At 55.4% G+C, this 19,602-nt stretch carries 17 protein-coding genes and 1 pseudogene; 6 read left to right on the plus strand and 12 right to left on the minus strand.

Translation table 11 applies throughout. From position 1 onward, the window contains the following. The first annotated feature begins 27 nt into the window (after positions 1-27). The 3 genes from NSS83_RS16575 to NSS83_RS16585 are packed head-to-tail and all read left to right on the plus strand — an operon-like array spanning position 28 to position 2,687. Positions 28-1,083, plus strand: a complete 1,056-nt coding sequence (locus NSS83_RS16575) for an ATP-binding cassette domain-containing protein (RefSeq protein WP_341348667.1) — start codon at positions 28-30, stop codon at positions 1,081-1,083. Continuing rightward, positions 1,061-1,870, plus strand: coding sequence for an ABC-2 family transporter protein (locus NSS83_RS16580; RefSeq protein WP_341183674.1), 810 nt, complete (start codon positions 1,061-1,063; stop codon positions 1,868-1,870). The genes NSS83_RS16575 and NSS83_RS16580 overlap by 23 nt, the downstream gene beginning before the upstream one ends. Before the next feature lie 19 nt (positions 1,871-1,889). Next, a complete protein-coding gene (locus NSS83_RS16585; RefSeq protein ID WP_076161251.1) occupies positions 1,890-2,687 on the plus strand; it encodes an ABC-2 family transporter protein in 798 nt (265 codons plus the stop codon). Between the two features lie 790 nt (positions 2,688-3,477). Here the strand turns inward: NSS83_RS16585 and NSS83_RS16590 are convergent. The 6 genes and pseudogenes from NSS83_RS16590 to NSS83_RS16615 all read right to left on the minus strand — a co-directional run bounded on the left by NSS83_RS16590 (position 3,478) and on the right by NSS83_RS16615 (position 8,452). Further along, positions 3,478-4,308 (minus strand): hypothetical protein, encoded by an 831-nt coding sequence (locus NSS83_RS16590; protein ID WP_341183672.1) that lies wholly within the window; start codon positions 4,306-4,308, stop codon positions 3,478-3,480. A 91-nt stretch (positions 4,309-4,399) separates the two neighbouring features. Further along, a pseudogene (locus NSS83_RS16595) lies at positions 4,400-4,600 on the minus strand (cation:proton antiporter); the annotation flags it as partial. A 150-nt stretch (positions 4,601-4,750) separates the two neighbouring features. After that, entirely contained in the window at positions 4,751-5,074 is a 324-nt protein-coding gene (locus NSS83_RS16600) for an L-rhamnose mutarotase (protein WP_341183671.1), read from the minus strand. 107 nt (positions 5,075-5,181) lie between these two features. Then, positions 5,182-6,342: an ABC transporter permease gene (locus tag NSS83_RS16605; protein ID WP_341348668.1), complete on the minus strand. Its 1,161-nt coding sequence runs from the start codon at positions 6,340-6,342 to the stop codon at positions 5,182-5,184. Next, positions 6,335-7,501, minus strand: coding sequence for an ABC transporter permease (locus tag NSS83_RS16610; protein ID WP_341183669.1), 1,167 nt, complete (start codon positions 7,499-7,501; stop codon positions 6,335-6,337). Before NSS83_RS16610 ends, NSS83_RS16605 begins: the two co-directional genes overlap by 8 nt. A gap of 15 nt (positions 7,502-7,516) precedes the next feature. Then, positions 7,517-8,452, minus strand: coding sequence for an ABC transporter ATP-binding protein (locus NSS83_RS16615; protein ID WP_341183668.1), 936 nt, complete (start codon positions 8,450-8,452; stop codon positions 7,517-7,519). 194 nt (positions 8,453-8,646) lie between these two features. On the opposite strand from NSS83_RS16615, the gene NSS83_RS16620 reads away from it, so the two are divergent. Both NSS83_RS16620 and NSS83_RS16625 read left to right on the plus strand, forming a co-directional pair. After that, positions 8,647-9,810, plus strand: a complete 1,164-nt coding sequence (locus tag NSS83_RS16620; RefSeq protein ID WP_341348669.1) for a sensor histidine kinase — start codon at positions 8,647-8,649, stop codon at positions 9,808-9,810. A gap of 385 nt (positions 9,811-10,195) precedes the next feature. After that, a complete protein-coding gene (locus tag NSS83_RS16625) occupies positions 10,196-10,861 on the plus strand; it encodes a response regulator transcription factor (RefSeq protein WP_341183666.1) in 666 nt (221 codons plus the stop codon). A gap of 335 nt (positions 10,862-11,196) precedes the next feature. Here NSS83_RS16625 and NSS83_RS16630 read toward each other — a convergent pair whose 3' ends face one another. The 5 genes from NSS83_RS16630 to ftsE form a co-directional block, all read right to left on the minus strand. After that, positions 11,197-12,486 carry a PDZ domain-containing protein gene (locus NSS83_RS16630; RefSeq protein ID WP_341348738.1) on the minus strand — a complete coding sequence of 430 codons (1,290 nt, stop codon included), beginning with the start codon at positions 12,484-12,486 and terminating at the stop codon, positions 11,197-11,199. Positions 12,487-12,643: 157 nt separating this feature from the next. Then, positions 12,644-14,110, minus strand: a complete 1,467-nt coding sequence (locus NSS83_RS16635; protein WP_341348670.1) for a S41 family peptidase — start codon at positions 14,108-14,110, stop codon at positions 12,644-12,646. A 143-nt stretch (positions 14,111-14,253) separates the two neighbouring features. Further along, complete coding sequence (locus tag NSS83_RS16640) at positions 14,254-15,570, minus strand: peptidoglycan DD-metalloendopeptidase family protein (protein ID WP_341348671.1); 1,317 nt, start codon at positions 15,568-15,570, stop codon at positions 14,254-14,256. A 43-nt stretch (positions 15,571-15,613) separates the two neighbouring features. Further along, positions 15,614-16,528 (minus strand): permease-like cell division protein FtsX, encoded by a 915-nt coding sequence (gene ftsX, locus NSS83_RS16645; RefSeq protein WP_076080079.1) that lies wholly within the window; start codon positions 16,526-16,528, stop codon positions 15,614-15,616. Further along, entirely contained in the window at positions 16,518-17,204 is a 687-nt protein-coding gene (ftsE, locus tag NSS83_RS16650; RefSeq protein WP_036721184.1) for a cell division ATP-binding protein FtsE, read from the minus strand. The genes ftsX and ftsE overlap by 11 nt, the downstream gene beginning before the upstream one ends. A gap of 189 nt (positions 17,205-17,393) precedes the next feature. Here ftsE and NSS83_RS16655 point away from each other — a divergent pair, with 189 nt between their 5' ends. After that, positions 17,394-18,821, plus strand: coding sequence for a VanW family protein (locus NSS83_RS16655; RefSeq protein ID WP_341348672.1), 1,428 nt, complete (start codon positions 17,394-17,396; stop codon positions 18,819-18,821). 114 nt (positions 18,822-18,935) lie between these two features. Here the strand turns inward: NSS83_RS16655 and NSS83_RS16660 are convergent, their stop codons facing one another. Then, the gene (locus tag NSS83_RS16660; protein WP_341183661.1) at positions 18,936-19,541 is read right to left on the minus strand and encodes a DL-endopeptidase inhibitor IseA family protein; all 606 of its coding nucleotides are present in this window, start codon (positions 19,539-19,541) and stop codon (positions 18,936-18,938) included. Between the last annotated feature and the right edge of the window lie 61 nt (positions 19,542-19,602).

The raw sequence follows: 19,602 nt of genomic DNA on the forward strand, positions 1-19,602 counted from the left end.
TCAACGTAATGAACAGGAGGGTTAAGCTTGAGTATAATTGAAGCCAAAGGACTGAGTAAGTCCTTTATGCAGGCGGTGAAGGAGCCGGGCCTTAAGGGAGCGGTGAAGCATCTGTTCCTGCCCCGGCATATTGAGAAGGTGGCGGTCAAGCCGTTGGATCTGAGGATTGAAGCGGGGGAGACAGTGGCCTACGTGGGACCGAATGGTGCCGGTAAATCGACCACCATCAAGATGCTGACCGGCATTCTGATGCCTTCCTCCGGGAGTATCTCGGTGAACGGGATCAAGCCGTACCGCAAAAGAATGGAAAACGCCGCCCAGATCGGCGCAGTCTTCGGACAGCGCACCCAGCTGTGGTGGGATATTCCGATTGCCGAGTCCTTTTCGCTGCTGAAGGATATCTACCAGATTCCGGATGCCCTCTATAGGAAGAACATGGACTTGTTCACCGAAATGCTCGGGATGAGCGAATTCATCCACCTGTCCGCGCGGAAGCTCTCGCTGGGTCAGCGTATGCGTGCCGATCTGGCCGCTGCCCTGCTGCATAATCCGCCGATTCTGTATCTTGATGAGCCGACGATTGGCCTTGACGTATCCGTGAAGGAGAAGATCCGCGGGTTCATCAAGCAGATCAACCAGGAGCAGCAGACGACCGTGATGCTGACGACCCATGATCTGGGCGACATTGAGGATCTGTGCAAGCGGCTGGTCATTATCGATCACGGCGCGATTATTTATGACGGTACGCTGAGCGAGGTCAAGGCCCGTTTTGCCAAAAACCGCGTCATCTTCTTCCAGGTACGCTCCCCTATGCCAGAGTTGTACGAACTGCTGGAGCAGAGTCCCGGGCTGAAGCTGGAACAGCAGAGCAGCCAGGAGTTCTCGGTCACTTTTGACCGGTATGAATATACCGCCAGTGAAGTGGTCAGCCGGGTGATGAAGCATGGGGAGGTACTAGATTTCCGCATGGAGGATACCCACATTGAGCAGGTCATTAAGGCGGTCTATGACGGCCAACTGGACTTGAACGAGCACCGGGGAGCAAGGGGGCAGGCGCACCATGACGACAGCAGCCCGGCTTAACAAATACAGAAGTATTGCCAATCGTTCTCTGCAAAATGTGATGGCCTACCGGAACTCCTACATCATTAATTTGCTCGCAAACTCCATTAATCTGGTCGCGATCTTCTTCCTCTGGCAGGGAATCTATGGCGGGCGTGAGGCGGTGGGCGGCTACTCCTGGGATCAGATGAAAACCTATCTGCTGGTGACATTCCTGGCCAATTCCGTCTTATCCTGGTATTCCGAGACCGCCATCTCCGGCAAAATCCTGGACGGCAGCGTCGCTATGGACCTGTTGAAGCCGATTGATTTTCAGACGGCCCGATTCGCTGAGACCTTAGGTGCAAGTCTGCTGGAGGGGGCGATGAGCACAATTCTGCTGATCGTGTTCGCCACCTTCCTTACCGGAGTGACCTTCCCCCACTCGCCGGTCGTCTATCTGCTGTTTGCGGTCAGTCTGCTCTGCGCGGTTGTGGTCAAATTCGGCGTGGTCTATCTGGCGGCTCTGTTATGCTTCTGGTCGACGGGATCCCTTGGGATTGTCTGGACGCGGATTGCGCTTACTAACCTGCTGTCGGGCGCGCTGGTGCCGCTGGCCTTCTTCCCGGATTGGCTGGAAAAGCTGGCGCTGCTGCTGCCCTTCCAGGCCATCATTCATACGCCAACGATGATCTTCCTGCAGCAGGCAGATACGTGGGAGAGCCTGCGGCTGATCGGGATTCAGCTCTTTTGGGGGGCAGCGCTCTGGATGGCGGGCAAAGCCATGTGGAACTGGGCGGTCCGCCAGGTGACCATTCATGGAGGCTAAGGCGGAAGGAGGACGCAGAATGAAAATATCGCAAATGCTCTATCTCTATAGAAGGCTATATGTGCAGCAGCTCAAGGCAATTCTGGAGTATAACAAAGACTTTTACATCCTAATGTGCTCGGCGGCCTTGACGCAGGTTCTGGGATTCGTGTTCCTGTGGGTGATTTATGACCGGATTCCAGACATTCAGGGCTGGCAGTTCTGGGAGGTCACCTTCATGTACGCCATGATCTTCCTGACGGAGGGGGCGGGTTCGCTGTTCTTCGAGGGAAGCTGGCGGTTGGGCAGGCTGGTCAACACAGGGGAGCTGGACCGTTATCTGCTGCGGCCGGTGCCGGTGGTTCTTCAGGTGTTCTGCACGGGGATTGGGATTAACGGACTCGGCAATCTGCTCATCGGCGGAGTGATCATCTGGCAGTCGCTCATGCACAGCCCTATCCACTGGACTGCGGGTAAGGCCGCTATTCTTATCCTGCTGTTCGTCACAGCGGTGATTATCCGGGTATCCATTAATCTCATGGGCAACTCGGCGGCCTTTTGGATTCGCAATGCCGGGAATGCGTTCCCGCTGATGGTGCATAATCTGTCCGATCTGGCCAAATACCCGATTACCCTGTTTCCGCAGGCGATCCGCATCTTTATTTCGACGGTGCTGCCCTATGCGTTCATCAGCTTCTACCCGGCAACCTATATTTTCGGCAAAAGCGGCTGGTCCGGCTGGTGGCTCCTCGCCCCTGTCGCAGCTATCGGAAGCGCAGCTGCGGCTTACGGAGTATTCCGGTACGGGTTGTCCCGGTATGAGAGTACGGGGAACTGAGGGGTGTGGCGGGTGTGGCGGGTGTGACAGTGTGGAGGTACGGCAGTCCACCGCTCACTTGCGGCGGGTTCCAGCGGTATGTCAGTCCGCCGCTCACTTGCGGCGGGTTCCGGCGAGAGGTGGGGTAGCTGCCAGTAACCGGGGCAAGGAGAATGAGGTGCTGGGGGTGATGAGGTGCAGAAGTGCACCTTATTGGCTGGATTGGCGCGCATTTGGGGATTTCAGGAGCACTAATGCTCCTCATTCAGTCATTTAGCCAACTATCTACGAATTCAGGGGCACTAGTGCACTTCACTTGCCCATTTTGGCGTATGTTCGCTGAAATCAGGTGTATTAGTGCACTTCAATCGGAGCAATACTCTTCTTCAACCAAACTTGGCAACATTCCATTCCACTCACCAGTCCGCTTCCGGCCGCATCTGAGGGATTTATCCCTCTCATTCCACTCGCCAACCCACTTCCAGCAACATCTGAGGGATTTATCCCTTTCATTCCACTCATCCGCCCACTTCCGGTCACATCTGAGGGATTTATCCCTTTCATTCCACCCATCCGCCCACTTCCGGCCACATCTGAGGGATTTATCCCTCTCATTTCACTCATCCGCCCGCTTCTGCCCACATCTGAGGGATTCCTTTCATTCTGCTCATCCGGCATACCTCCGCCTGCCTCCGCCAACCTCCCGAATCACTCCCCTCTGATTTTCAGTATCTTACTATATTAAAAAACCTCCCTTTGGTTACCTGGAAGAAAAACTCCAGATACAAGGGAGGTTTTACTCTACTTCGTTCTACTGTGCAACAAATTGCCGCTTATCGAGGTCCAGCTCATAACTCTGTGGTCCTGGTCCCGGTTCGCCCCCGGCACCCTGTGGCAAGTGCACCACTAACTGTTCATTCTGGTTGGCCGGGAACGGCGGCAGCTCGGAGTAGACCAGTGTATCGTGTATGATCTCCCCTTGCTTGAAGGATAACGGAAATATTTCTCCCCTCTCCTTCTCCCTGGCAAAGGCGTAAGCAACCAGCCCATGTCCCGATTTATATTGGGGAGCAAGCAGATAGACTTCTGCCTTTGCAAAGGAGACCACGGCAAATTCCAGCACACGGTCAGTTGGCTGTACGAACAAGAAGGCAGGCAGCTTAAGCAATACCTGATCCTGCTTCCCCGTCCGGTATACAATAGAGTAATCAGCCTGATAGGTCTGCTCCCCTTCGAGACCGTAATTGCTGGATACCTCCAAGTGGCCCCGCTCCTCGGGGCCGCTTGCGATCATCAGCAGCTCGCCTTGCCCGGCTGCGCTTCTCGCGCGGATGGTTCCCGCAGCATTAACGGAATCAGCAATTACCAGATTGCCCGGAGCTTCTGGCTGAACCTGATTTAACAAGCCAGCCGTAGCTGCCGGAACCGCTGCAGAAGCAGTTGGTGCAGATGACACAGTCTGTGCAGAAGCAGTAGGAGTTGCAGACGGCGATGCAGAAGCAGACGCTAAGGCAGATGGAGCCGGTTCTGCCGCCCGAGTACCGGTGACGGTTGTATTTTGGCTGCTGCATCCAAGCAGCAGGCTAAGCGACAGGACCGCGCCCGCTGCCAGTGTTGTAGCTGTAGACCGGATTGGACTCATTCCCCTCTAATCGTTTTTTGAGTACAATCCATTATATAAGATTATCACGGTCCACAAATTTAGAGATTGTCTTATTTCCTTTAAAAAATAGTCACCGGAACATTCCCTTGAGCAGCGGCGGCGTGGCGAGTGTGGTTACCATTACAGCAATAATCACGCTGGTAAAACACTGCGGCAGCAGCAGTCCGCTCGCAAGACCGGTGGCGGCTATAATCAGGGCGACTTCGCCTCTGGAGATCATGTCTTCGCCGATAATGAGCGAGGAACACGTATTGAACCCGGTCAGCCGAGCTTGCTATTTTCACTCCTTTTCTCCTAAAAAACACGTAAAACGACAAAGAGAAGCCTGCGTGACAGGCTCCTCCTAATAACACTGAAATATTCAGCTCACTTCAAACGATTCTCTCCAAGATAGCTCCAATGAATATTGCTGTAAACCGGACTACTTCAGATAAAAGACCTCACGCAGCGGCACCATCGGAACCGCGTCGTTGAAATCAAAGGAACCTTCGACCATCTTCGAGGTGATCGCATTCCAGCGGTTGCAGGCATCACTCCCGGCAATATAGGCGAACGCAGCTTCCGTATCATCACATTCAAAGCAATAGAAGAACTGGTTGCCGTTCTGAAAAATCGAATAATTGCGGATGCCCGCCTTGCTGTGCTCCTCCAGAATCTCCGGCCACGGCTCCAGATGCATCTGTACGTATTCCTCCAGGCATTCCTCTTTCACCTTCCAGGTCCAAGCCAGCTTATTACTGCCCATCCTAGCATCCCCCTGTCATATATTCCTTTGATCCGATCATATCACATAATTATATAGTTTGAATATGTCTGATTTAGACATGGAAGGTAGCTAGGATACGCTTGTTCTCAGGTGCTGATTCCCGCTTCATTCGGACGGAGAATGGCAGAGCCAATCGCCAGCAGAACGGCAGCCATCAGGCCAAGGATCGCAAACGGCAGCCACAGTTCATTCCAGCCGCCGCCGGTTGCGGCAATGTCTACCGCCTGAATGGCCCACTTCTGCGGTGTAAAGTTGGCCAGCTTCTGCATATATTCCGGCATGATGGAGACGGGCCAGAAGCAGCCGCCCAGCATACAGGTCGGGGTAAGAATCAGCGAATTCAGCATCCCCGCATTCCGCGGATTGCGGATCAGGCCTGCAACGGTGCTGGCGATGCCCATAGATACCAGCATGAAGGCCGCCAGAACCAGGAAGTAGAGAAAGAGCGGCATCTCGTAATCGTAACGGAGCACCCATTTTCCCAGGACCAGCACGACAAGAATCTGAATCATTCCTACAAGGAAGCTGCCCAGGAAGTTGCCAAGCGCAATTTCGTAAGAACGGACCGGCGCGCTGAACATGCGCATCATGGTACGCCCTCTGCGGTCATCTGTGATCTGGGAGACGGAGCTGGTCACCAGTGCCATCAGGAACATGAGCGTCATCCCTGTAACCACGCCCAGCGTCTGCCGCGGATAGAGATCATAATCGGTGCGGGTGCCGACCACGTTGTGCTGCTCCGACTGCTTCAGCACAGCAGCGAGCTGCGCCTGCATATCGCCTGTTCCTCCGCTTGCGGCAGTAACGGTATGCGCTGCTTCGGCAATCTGAGCGGCAGTGGCGGTGATCTTCAGCTTCATCATGATTGAGCTTTCACTTGCCCGCAGCTCATAGATGCTGATCTGCGGCGGCTCCCCCGCCAGCAAGGCGGCAGTGTACCCGGCAGGAATGAACACCCCCACCGTCCCCTCCTGCTTAATGGTCGCTTCCTTCAAAGCGGCCTCGCCGCTGCGCGGCTCGAACCTATATTCTCCGGCCTGCTCCAGTTCCGTAATCAAATGTCTGCCGGCTGCCCCCGTATCCGAGTTGGCATACAACACAGTTGCCGGCCCCTCCGCCATCCCTCCGGTAAGGGAGATAATCGCTGCCACCACTACGCCGGGAAGCAGAATGAATACCATAAGCCCCCTGAAGGTGCCAATGCTTCGTCTAATCATATTCCAGGCAATAATTAATATTTTATCCACGGTAACCCACCTTCCGGTATGAGACAATCACTGCCGCGAATAATGCCGCGCTGATGAAGCACATCACCCACAGATTCGGCAAAAGCTGATCCAGACCGGAATGCAGCATCATCCGGATGAACGCCTGCTGCACCCAATGGTTGAGCGTGAATGCACCTGCGCTGTTCACCCAGGAATCGGGAAGCGGCGCCATTCCACCGCTGACGAAGGTCATCACTATAGTCAGGACACTAATGATGTTCGTTGCAGTCGCCGAGGTCCGGCTGAAGAGGCAGATCAGTACGCCCAGCGTCATGGAGGCGGCAATCATCAGCAGACAGAACAGCAGCAGCAGTCCCGGGCGGTTGCCCCAATAGACCCCGAACAGCCAGTCAGACAGCAGAATAATCGTAAGGCACTGCAGGATGCTGACCAGGCCTACGCCGAGTATTTTGCCAATGAACAGATGACTGTCTTTTACCGGCATGGAATGGATTCTGAACAGCGTATGGTTCTCTTTATCGTTAAAAAGTGAGGCTGCCACAGTAAGTCCGCTGTACATCAGGAACATCAGCAGCATGGACGCCGCATAGAATTGGGCTGCCGAATAGGTCCTCCCGCCATTGTTCAGATCTCCCAGCACCACCCCCGGCTTCCCGGCAGGTGCCGAAGTCGCTGTAAGCGCCTGCGGCCCAAGCGTAACGGCTGCCGCCTGCTTATAATTCAGCTCCATCAGCAGATTGTCGAAGGCTGTTCCCGCTACCCGGTTATCGTCATGGCTCCTGCCCAGAATGAACTCCAGGCTCGCCTTCTTACCGCTCTGCACCTCCTGGTCAAAGCCCGGAGGGACAATAACGCCATAGGCAAATTTACTGGTGCGCAGCCCGCTCTCTGCGGCTTCACGGCTCTCTGTCTTGACAGGAATAATGAGCCCCTTCACCTCAGGCGTCTCCAGAAAAGCTGTAAGAATCGCTGATGCCTCTGCCCCTCCGCCTCCGTTATTCACAATAGCTACTCGTACAGGCTTGATCTCATCTGCCCCCTGTACTCCGACCACCCCGGAGAGCGAAGCGCCCAAGAGGAAGATCAGCACCAGCGGCAGCAGGAACATATTAAGCAGCAATGTGCGTGAACGGAGCTGCCTGCGCAGCTCAAACCCCATAATGATCCAGATATTCACACCTATCCCCCCTCTCTAGTCCCGCAAGGTCCGGCCGGTCAGACTAAGGAACAAGGTCTCCAGATCCGGCTCTTCAATATTCAGGGAGGAAATGACCCCTTCGTGCTTGGAGAAAATAAACAGAATATCCTGGAGCGCACTTTGCGAGGAGGGAAGATACAGCTCAATCGCATCCTGCACCGCTTCTACCCGGTTGATCCGGGGATGCTGCCCCAGTTCGTTCATTAAGGCAGGGGTGACGCCCGCTGCCTTCACAACGATTTTCTCCTCGTGGGCCACCCGTTCGCGCAGCTCGTTCTCCGTACCGCAGGCAATGATATGCCCCTGGTCCATAATGGCTACCCGGTCACAGATCGCAGCTACCTCCTCCATATAATGGCTGGTGTAGATCACCGACGACCCCATCTTATTCAGAGCCTTCACGGATTCCAGAATATGATTGCGCGACTGCGGATCAATGCCGACTGTGGGTTCATCCATAATAATCAGGCGCGGCCGGTGCATGATGGCGCAGGCGATATTCAGCCGTCTTTTCATCCCTCCCGAGAAGGTGGACGGCTTATCCTTGGCCCGGTCGCTAAGACCGGTGAACTCCAGCGCTTCCCGGGTCCGCTCCTTCAGCAGCTGTCCGCGCAGCCCATAGAGCCTGCCGAAAAAGCTTACATTATCGGTTGCCGACATATTCTCGTATAATGCCAGCTCCTGGGGCACAAGGCCAATCCGCTTCTTCACCTCAAGCGGCCGCTCTCTTACGGACAGCCCGTCGATCCGGATCTCGCCGCTGTCGGCTTGAAGCAGCCCGCAGATCATGCTGATGGTCGTGCTTTTTCCGGCACCGTTCGGGCCCAGCAGGCCGAAGATTTCACCCTCCTGTATATTGAAATTCACGTGATCCACAATCAGCTTACCGTCATATCTCTTCACAACATCGCTCAGTACTGCAAGTGCCATTGCCGATGCCCCCTATTCCTTCATTCTCGTATTCTTATTGTACAGTAGGGCAGGCACAGCCGAAGGTACTAAAGGTCATGATCCGCAGGTGACGAAAGTCATCTCCTGAAGAGCAGTACTCTTATGCTAAGATGGATGTACCTGAGAAGCATGTTGAAGAATAAGCGATATTTTATCTAAAAGGATGAGCCTACTTGACCAGAGAACTGATACTGCTGCGCTATAGCCTGCTGATCATCCCGGCGATCTTCTCGATTCAAGTCTATGAATTCGCCGACTATGACAGGTTCACTCTGCATTTCATGCTGCTGATGCTGCTGGTCACACTGGGTGCAAGGACTTCCGGATCTCTCGCCGCACTGACCGGAGGCATGGAGCTGGTCCTCACTGCCTGGCTTTGTTATGAATACGGGCCGCTGATGGTTTTTCCGGCCTTGTCTGCGGTGATCTCCTATACCCGGCGGCAGCCCAAGAATACAGCCCTTACCTTCTTCTGTATTCATCTAGCCCTGCTGAATGCTGCCCTGCTGAATGCGGCTCCGGCAGTGCTTGTGTTCACGAACCTTACCTTCCTGCTGGGTGCCGGCCTGAACCTGCTGCTGCTCCGGACAGGGCGCGGGCGTGCCGATACCTTATTCCTCTATGATGAGCTGCGCAAAAAGCATTTCGAGCTGGAAGAAGCACGCGCAAGGCTGCTCCAGTTCACCTCGCACATAGAGGTGGCCGCGCAGGCCGAGGAACGGATACGGATTGCCCGCCAGCTGCATGATGACATCGGCCACCGGCTGATCCGGGTCAAGATGATGACTGAAGCGGCCATCCACACCCTCCCTGCCGCACCCGAAACGGGACTGCAGATGATGAACCAGATCCGGGATCAGCTCTCGGGCAGTATGGACGATATGCGTGCGGCACTGAAGCAGATTAACCCTACTCCGCAGTCAGAAGGTGCCTATGCGCTGGACCGGCTGCTGGAAGAAGTGGGCCGCGATACCGGCATTGCCACCTCCTATACGGTGCAAGGGATTCCTTATCCGCTCTATCCGAGCCTTCAGGTTGTGCTGTACACCAATGCCCGGGAGGCCATCACCAATGCACTGCGGCACGGGCAGGCCAGCTCCGTATGGGTGGAGATCACCTATACGGAGCATGAGGTGCGGATGGAGACCGGCAATAACGGGAAGCTGCCCGAAGCTGAACCGCTGAGCCGTCTGCCGGGCAGCAGCGGGATGGGCATGAAGGGCATGAGCGAGCGCTGCTCCATGGTGGGCGGGACGCTGGAGCTGCGGCTGGAGCCGCAGTTCACGGTTGTTACCCGGCTGCCGGTGTATCGGCAGCCGGAGAGAGTGCTGCGCTGAACGGGGAGTAGGGGAAGGGGGCGGCTGCTCCCCCTCTGCCAGAAGCAAGTGGAAAAACGCATCTTAATTTCACAGGTTCCGATGATTTTGGGAAATTGGTTGGAAAAACTGCATCTGCTGTTGCTGGTTGTGATGCTGACGGACGAATTGGGAGTAATTAAGTGTCGTTTGTCCAACTGTTGTCCCCAGAGAGGGCATTTGCTAATCAGCAAGTGTTGTAAATCCAACTATTTTCCCATGCTAGAACATCAACAAACTGATCTGCTGTCCTACTATTCGCTCGTACTGTAGCAAGAGATGGAGCTTACCTGAGAGTTCGCATACACTCATCAAGTTCGCCGGGACGGGCAGCGGGAGAATATTCACAGATAAGAGGTGCTGAACCATGATTAGAGTATTGATTGTTGACGATGATTCTTTTATCCGCGAGAGCTTGAAGGTGTTGATCGGGATGGATGCCGGTATCGAAGTGGCTGGAACCGCAGGCGATGGACGGGAGGCTCTGTCCTTGCTCGGGGAGCTGCCCGGCGGAGCGGATGTTGTACTTATGGACATCCGTATGCCGGGCTGTGATGGGGTGGAAGGTGCACGGCTGATCAAAAAAACTTATCCGGCAGTAGCCGTCCTGATGCTGACGACCTTCGATGATGACGAGTATATTATTGAGGCTCTGCGCGCTGGAGCCAGCGGATATCTGCTCAAGAACATCCCGCCGGACCGGATCATTCAAGGCATCAAGACCGTACATGAGGGCAATATGCTCATTCATCCCGAGATCGCCCGTAAGCTGGCCGGCTTCCTCCAGCCATCCGCGCGTCAGGAAGCCTCCGAGTCGGCTCAACCGCTTGCTTCCTATGGCCTGACCAAGTCCGAGCAGGCAGTCGTTACCTCCATTGCAGAGGGACTCACTAACAAGGAAATCGCCGCCAAGCTGTTCCTGAGCGAAGGCACCGTCAAAAACTATATTACCGACATCCTCAGTAAGCTCGGCGTACGCGACCGGACACAGATTGCGATTCTGTACCTGAAGACAGAGCGGGTGAACCCTTGAGCCACAGAAATGCTATCTCTCGCCAATTCTGAGCGTTTCCTCTCACGGGCCGCTTATATGGATCGCATTGTTGCACATTTCGCAGGATCCTTCTAAAGTGTTACGGGCTACGGGTACATTGGAATTCCGGTGCTAAGTGCGATCCACTCCGTCCGAATGTGGTCGGTTTTTCGATTACATTTGGTCCATATGCCTCACACCACTCCCTTAACAGGTATAAATTTAAAAGGCCCGTTCTCTCTGAACTTAGTTCAGAAAGAACGGGCCTCTTTAACCTTCCGCGCCAGCAGCCGCTGGGGGAACCAATTACGTTGGTAATCTACGATCAGACGCCGTCAGACACCGGCAGATTCCTGCTTGGTCTCTGCCGGAGAGGTCTGCTTAGCCTCTGCAGGCGGCGTTTTCTTCGTCCGGCCCAGCCGGTCACCCTGCACGCCCCGCTGGCGGATGCCTGTGCGCATCCCGATGATGCTGAAGATGCTGGACGGCTTGGTCTCTGCGGTGATGCCCCCGTCCGGGTCCGGCACCAGAATGATGCCGAGCTGATGATGGTCCCCGGCATAGATCGCGCGCTGCAGATACTTGCTCTCGCCTTCGCGGTTCTGCACCTCCAGCTTGCAGAACGCGGGGTTCATGCGCAGCGCCTCATGCAGCTGCGCCGCGCTGGTCAACAGGACCCCGTTGACCTTCAGCAGGATCTCGCCGGGCAGGATGCCCAGCTCCTGCGCGGGGCTGCCCTGCAGCACGGCCAGCACCTTGCGGCCGGCCGGGGGATGCACGAAGACGGGGCTAAGGCTGCGCTCCTCCAGAGCGCTGTACCAGCTTAACCCTTCGTGCAGCGCAATAGCCGCGAGCGCCGCGACCACCGTCAGCGGGCTCCATAGGTCCGCAAGCAGGCTGAGGCCGAGCAGGACGGCGCTGTAGACCAGCAGCCGTCCGAACGTCCGGGCCGCCTTGCGTCCGGGCAGCATGCCCTGGGTCATCTCGCTAAAGCCGATGATGACCGGCAGCGAGACCAGGCCGAGGCCCCCGCCCAGCAGCGGATGCCACGGCAATTCACCGATTCCCGCACCTGCGGGAATCAGCACGAACAGCGGCAGCGGCCAGAAGGCCTGCAACTGGTAGCCGCCCACCACCTTGCCGCGCTTGCCGGCAAGGAACAGCGGCGTCGCCAGCCGGGGCCCCTGCCAGCGCGCCAGCAGCGCCTCGGCCACGTGCAGCAGCGCGGCGAGCGCCAGCAGCGCGGGGATGTCCATCGTCCGCACGGCACCGGCAACCGTTCCGGCGACTCCGCTCTGTAGCGTCCCCGGGAAGAACGACAGGACAAACTGCACAATTCCAAGCGCGCCTATGGCATACGCAAAGCATAAGTAACGCACCCGAAACAGCATTAAGACAAGACTGACCACCCAGATACAGGCTACAGCCGTATAGGTCACTGAGACTCCCAGTGCAACTGCGGCAAGGGAAACAAGCAGCCCCATAAGTCCGCCGGTCCAGACGGTCCGCCAGGTTTCCGGTCCCCAGCTATGCAGCTTCACATGAATAAGCTTCCGCTCCAGGACCACCTGCCTGCGGTAATACAGGGCAATAAATACAATAGCGATATAGTAATAGGGCTGCATCAGCAGATGAAGGACTGCTGTGCCTAAGCTGGTCAGCAGCTCCGGGAAGACATTCAACGGTTCGCACACTCCTTTTCATAGCCTAGAGGATAATTATAGCGCGAAGCATGTAAATTCTTTTCTTGTAAAGAAAAAAAGAAGGCTGAAATCAGCCTTCTTACTTTTTCGACGCTGCAGCCTTGATTTCCTTCTGAATTTCTTCGATCCCCTTATTCCGCTGATTGTCATTCACCGGATCTTGGATGACCTTGATCAGCGCCAGCTCCAGCGCTTCAGCGGTCTTGGCGTCAATCGAGCCAGTCGACTTCAGCTTGGCTGCGCTCTGGAATTTCTTGACCGCTTCTTTGGTCCCGGCATCGAAGTAGCCGTCCTTGCGGCCCGGCTTGTAGCCTAGCCCGTCTAGCATGGTCTGTGCACTTTTGACATCTGCATTGTTCATATTATATTGCAGCGTAACGCTCTTGTTAATCGGCGCCACCGAGAAGTAATCGGGCTGGGCTACGGCGATATCCGGCTTAATGCCCTTGCCGTGAATCCAGGTGCCGTCAGGCGTAAGCCACTTGGCAATCGTAATCTTCAGCAGGCTTCCGTCACCGAGCTGCTCCTCGAAGCTGGTCTGCACGGTCCCTTTGCCGAATGAATTCTCTCCGATCAGCTTGGCTCCGGCCGATTGCTGCAGGGCTCCGGCCATGATCTCCGAAGCACTCGCGCTGCCTTTGTTCATCAGCACGACTACCGGATACTTCTTGCTCGATCCCTTAGAGGTGCTGATCTCGCGCCGCTTGTTCTTGTCTTCCACCTGTACAATGGCTTTGCCGGAAGGTACGAACTGCTCAACCATCTCAATGACGACTGGCAGCACACCGCCCGGGTCATTGCGGACATCAATAACGAGTCCCTTCATGCCTTGCTTCTCCAGCTTCGTCAGCTCTTCCTTGAACCGCTCCGAGGTGTTCTGTGAGAACTGCGTAACCTCGATCACACCGACATGCTCCTTCTCCATCTTCGCATAGACCGTCTCCAGTCTGACATCATCACGGGTGATGACGAATTGCAGCGGCTCTGCTGTTCCGGTCCGCTGGACCTTCAGGGTAGCCTTGCTGCCCTTGGGACCGCGGATTTTGGCTACAGCCGCATTCAACTCCAACCCTTCCAGCGATTCACCATTAACGGTGAGGATCACATCCTTGGCTTGAATGCCGGCCTTCTCTGCCGGTGAGCCCTTGATAGGGGAGACTACAACGACCTTGCCGTTATCGGAGGAGACTTCAGCGCCAATCCCCGAGAAGGAGCCTTCAATGCTCTCCTCGAACCGCTGTGCCGTCTCCTTGCCCATGTAGTTTGAATACGGGTCGCCCAGTGCTTCCATCATTCCGTTGACCGCACCGTCAATCAGCTTCTCCCGGTCGACCTTCTCATAATAATTGCTCTCGATCAGGCTAAGAGCGGTACCCAGCTTCTTCGATTCCTTCTCCTGTAGTCCGGCAGTCTGCAGGACCGTCGCCAGCCCTTCACCTGCGGCTTGTCCGAATACCTGCACATAACCGGTCACGCCCAGGGTCAGCAGACTGCCGCACAGCAGTGCCGCGACGATCATAAAGGCCGCAGTGCTTTTCTTTAACATGATGTTCCCACCGTCCCTTCTTGTCCATCTTAACACCAGCATGGGCCCGTTCCATGAGAAACGGCATCTCTTCCAGTATATGCCGCAGCATGAAAATATATTTATCAGTTCAGCCAAACTTAAAATTTATCCGCTAAGCGCGCTTACAGATAAGGCATAGGATTTACCGGTTTCCCGTTGATCCGCACCTCAAAATGCAGATGCGGGCCGGTAGAACGTCCCGTTGAGCCGGATTCCGCAATCTTCTGCCCGCGCTCCACCCGTTGTCCCTGGCTCACCTTGATACCGCCTTCGCGGATGTGACCGTACAGCGTCCATACCCCGCCGCCATGGTCAATAATGACACAATAACCATAGCCGCTATACCACTGCGCTAACACAACCGTACCGGAATCCGCCGCGTGAATACTCGTACCCTGCGGCACTGCGAAGTCCATACCGGTATGCAGCTTGCCGACCTCATGCGTCACCGGATGGGTCCGGTAGCCAAAAGGAGAGGAGATCCGCGCGTAGCCCACCGGCCGGAGATAAGGACCATCTCCGCCGGAATATTCCTCTACACTCGCAACGGAGGAGCTGTCGCCGCCGGAAGATTTGGAGGCTTTCGCCTTCTCCGCCGCCTTGGCTGCGGCTAACGCCGCCCGGCGCTGCGCCTCAGCCTTCGCTGCCGCCGCTCTGCGCGCCGCTTCCTCCGCCTTAATCTTGTCCTTCTGCGCTTCCAGCGCGGAGCGGCTGCTGGCCAGTTCTACCAGCTTGGCATCCTGTTCGGCGGAGAGGACCTCCGAATTCTGAATCTCCTCATCGTAATACGCGATGAGCTCCTGCTTCTCCGCTTCCTTCTCCTTCAGCATACTGCGCTGGGCTTCCAGATCGGTATACAGCTGCTTCGCCGTGGCATATTGCCCTTCCAGCTCCTGCTTCTTGGTAATTACCGTCTGCTTGTCCAGCTTATGCTGCACCAGCAGATCCTGATCCTGATCCACGATCATCTTCAGGGAATCGGCCCGGTCCAGGAAGTCGGAGAAGCTGGTTGAGGACAGCAACACATCCAGATAGGAGACTGCGCCATCCGTGTACATCAGACGGACACGGGATTCCAGCAGCTTTTCGCGGGAGGCAACACGCGCCTCCGCCTCATCCAGCTCCGTTGCCGTCACGGTAAGCGACTTCTCCGTGCTGGCAATTTTGCCGGATATCGTGGTCATCTCACCCTTCACCTGGGCAATCTGCCCCAGCACGTAGTCCAGATTCAGTGTGGTCTTATTCTTATAGTGCTTCGCTTCCTGATTACGGGAGTCCGCTTTCTCCTGCGCCGCCTTCGCCGCCTGGACCTCCTGCTGCAGCTGCTTCAGCTGCTTATCGATTTCGGCAACACTTGTTTTCTTCGCATATCCGTCAGAGGGCCCGAACATTGTGACAGCCAGCAATATAACGGCCATTCCGGCAGCTATTCTTTTCAACTTGCACTCTCCGTCCTTTGTTCAAAGATGTGAATCATACAGGCTATACCTTCAAGAACTTGCGGATCGACACCGTGCTGCCCCATACGCCAATCAGTACACCGAGGCCCACCAGCAGACCGCACAGCAGCAACCAGATATTTTCGAATGGAATCAGTTGAAGCCCCAGCATCGGATCTCCCTTCACGGAAGCCACCAGACTGCTGTAACCGGCGTAGAGCGCACCAGAGGTTACCACTGAACCAATCAATCCGATCAGAGCGCCTTCGATAAAAAAAGGCCAGCGGATGAAATAATTCGTCGCGCCCACGAGCTTCATAATGCCGATTTCCTTGCGGCGGGCCAGAATCGTTACCCGGATGGTATTCGAGATCAGGAACATCGACATCAGCGCCAGTCCCGCTACAAAAATAAACCCGATATTCCGCACCGCCTTGGTCACCTTGAATAAAGTCTCTACAGAGCCTTTACCGTAGTTCACCTTGTAGATCGGCTGCTCTTCATGCGTCTTGTTCAGTGCTTCTATCTTCTCCGCTACAAACGGAACCGTGGTCGGCTCAATGACTTCGACGAGCAGCTTGTCCGGCAGCGGATTATTATCTTCATCGAAGCCTTCCAGGAGCTCGGCGGCATCCGGCCCCATATCTTCACGGAATTCCTTCAAGCCCTGTTCTTTGGAGACGAACTCCACCTTGCTGACTTCCGGCATATTGCCGATTTCGTTTTCCAGCTTCTCCCGCATCTTCTGGTCCGTATTCAGCGTCAGATGCACATTGATCTGCACCTGGCTGTCTGCTTTGTCCGCAATTTGATTGACGTTGAGCACCAGCAGGATGAACACTCCGAGTACGAAGAGAGAGACAACGATGGAAGTGATGGACGCCACCGACATCCAGCCGTTGCGGAATACGTTTTTGAAGCCTTCCCGCAAATGCCGCAAGAAGGTTTTAAAACTCATAACCGTATTCCCCTCTCAATTGGTCTCTGACGATCGTTCCATTCTCAATCGCAAGCACCCGTTTACGCATTTTGTTCACAATATCCCGGTTGTGGGTCGCCATAACGATCGTGGTGCCGCGGAAATTAATCTCATCCAGCAGCTGCATAATGCCCCACGAGGTCTCCGGGTCCAGATTGCCGGTAGGCTCGTCCGCAATAATAACGGAAGGATTGTTGACGATAGCTCTGGCAATCGCGATCCGCTGCTGCTCTCCCCCTGAGAGCTGTGAGGGCTCACGCCCCGCCTTGCTGCGCAGTCCCACCAGATCGAGCACTTCATTCACACGCTTCTTGATAATCTTCTTCGGCGCCTCAATAACATCCATCGCAAAAGCCACATTCTCATACGCCGTCATCTTCGGCAGCAGCCGGAAATCCTGAAAGACCACACCGATATTGCGGCGCACATATGGGATCTTACGGGGCTTCAGCTTGCCGATATTGAACCCGCCTACAGAGATCTGTCCTTTGGTTGGCGTTTCTTCTCTATAAATTAATTTCATGAACGTTGATTTCCCTGCGCCGGACGGTCCGACAATGTAGACGAACTCATTACGGTCGATTTTGACGGATATTCCTTGCAATGCATGGGTCCCGTTAGCATAGGTCTTCCATACATCCTGCATCTCAATCATTTTCTCACTTCCCGATTCTGACATCTTCCGCCGGGCCACTGGGCCGGGGGAGCTTCCATAAACTGCATGATTATCGCAGGCGTATCTATTGTAACAAATCCATAACCCCTTGAGTACCCGAAAGTTTTACCGAATCCTTACATATACATAAAAACATCAGGTTTCGCCCCATAGAAGGAGAGATTACTTATGAAAAAAATACACGCCGCTCTCATCGCGGGTTTCGGTCTGATGCTGGCCGGTTCGCTGGCTGCCGGAGGGCTTCATCTGTACGGCAGCCAGCCCACCCTGCCCGCAAACACCGCTATCGCAGGCTGGGAGGTAGGCGGAATGAACATTGCTGACGTAGCGGCCGGAATGGATGCAAGACTTCAGGCGCTGGAAGCTACTCCACTCATGCTGAAGGCAAAAAATAACGCCGGACTACAGGTTACCCTTAAGCAGGCAGGCGTGACCTATGAAGCCGGGGATTTCCTTCAGGCGCTGAAGACACTGACGGACGGCACGCTGATGGAGCGGGTACAAGCCCGGCGCAACTGGCCCGGCAGCTGGAATATGGACATTCAGTTGCAGACTTCGCAGCTTAAGAGTCTCTTGAATCCCGAGTGGGAAAAAGAAGCCTTCGGCGTTCCGGTCGATGCGGTCCGGCAGATCACCGGAGATGACCGGGTCGTATATACGCCGGGCACCTCCTCCTACGAGGTGGACTGGCAAGCGCTGGAGCTTGCGATGCAGGCGGCGGTGCCCACCCGGTTGGCTGCTGACGGTAAGCTTCGAGATCAGCAGATTCAGCTGGAGATCCCCCTTGCCGTCAAGCAGCCGAAGATCACGCTACAGTCACTCAAGGATCAGGGCATTGACCGCAAAATCGTCCAGTTCAGCACCTCCCTCGGGGCCAGCGGCCCCGGGCGCAGCTTCAATGTAGAGGCCGCCGCCAAAGCCGTGAACGGCACGGTGCTGCCGCCGAATGCGGTTTTTGATTACGGAAAAGCGATCCAGAAGGCCCAGACCGAATACGGCTTCCGCGAAGCCCCGGTCATCGTGAACGGCAAGCTCCAGCCCGGCACCGGCGGGGGGATCTGCCAGGTCTCCAGCACCCTGTATAATGCCGCGCTTCGCTCGGGCCTTGAGATTGTAGAACGGCGCAACCACTCGCTTCCGGTCAGCTATCTGCCCAAGGGGCAGGACGCCACTTTTGCCGAGGGATATATTAATTTCCGCTTCCGCAACAATACCGGCAAATATCTGATCATCAAATCCGAAGTCCAGGGGCGTACGCTGACCATCAAGCTGTTCGGCACGTTCCCGAAGAACGTCACCTATTCCATTGAATCCAGGACCGTCGAGGTGCTGCCCCCCACGGATAAATATGTGAGCGATGCCTCGCTCCCCAAGGGCGGAACCCGGGTACTGCTTGCCGGTAAAACCGGTTATGTAGTTGAAACTTACATTACCCGCCATGTGGATGGTAAAGCTGTAGAAAGAAATCTGCTTTCCCGCGATACCTATTACGCCCAGAAACGTGTCATCGCCATCAACCGCGGCGGGATGAGCAAGTCCGATCAGCCCGAATCCCCGCGCAGACAGCTCGTCGAGGACGGAGTGAAGGTGCGGTAACGTCTATTCCCCCTGAATGTACGGCAAACAGAAACGGCTGTGCTCACCTTGTGACAAGGTCGGCACAGCCGTTATTTTTATGAAGTGCTGGACTGAGCCTGAAGCCTCTGTTGCTTAGAAAAGGGTATCCGGCGACATATCAATTCTCCAGTAGCCGTTCACCTTCTTCAGCTTCACTGTTACTACTTCGGAAGACCCGTTCGGTCCTTCCGCAGGTACAGTAAGCTCGAACACTGCCGCCTGTGCAGTCTTGGAGACCATCCGTGCAGTCGCTCTGGTGAAATCAAGCGAGTTGCCCAGATCAGAATTGACCTGTGCCATTCTGCCCTCATGCTCCAGGAACTGTGTCTGTGCATAGAAGGCGGCCGCATTATGCGTGAAGCCCTTCTTGATGTAGCTCATCAGCTGCTGCTTCGTGCCCAGATCGCTCGACAGATAGCGGTACTCCACTGTTTTATAAGTGAACAGCTCCGGGCTGAATACATTGCCTCCCCGGCTGGCATACGTGTATAGCTTCTTGGCATGAACCACCAGCGGAACAACGCTCCGTTCCGTGAGGTTGTTAATGGTAGCCGGCCCTTCCTTGCCCGGTGCAGACGCCGCAACCGTTCTAACGCCCTCAATGCTTGCCACCGGCGAAGCCGCAAGCGCTCCGCCCCCTGCAGAGACAAGACCCAGTGATAATGCCAGTGAACCGATCATCCATTTTTTGTTCATCATGAACGCCTCCTCATATTCCTGTTGGGTAGTTTGACCACTGCTTCTCTTCAACTGCTGCGAT

The organism is Paenibacillus sp. FSL H3-0469 (assembly GCF_038051945.1).
Lineage (GTDB): Bacteria > Bacillota > Bacilli > Paenibacillales > Paenibacillaceae > Paenibacillus_AQ.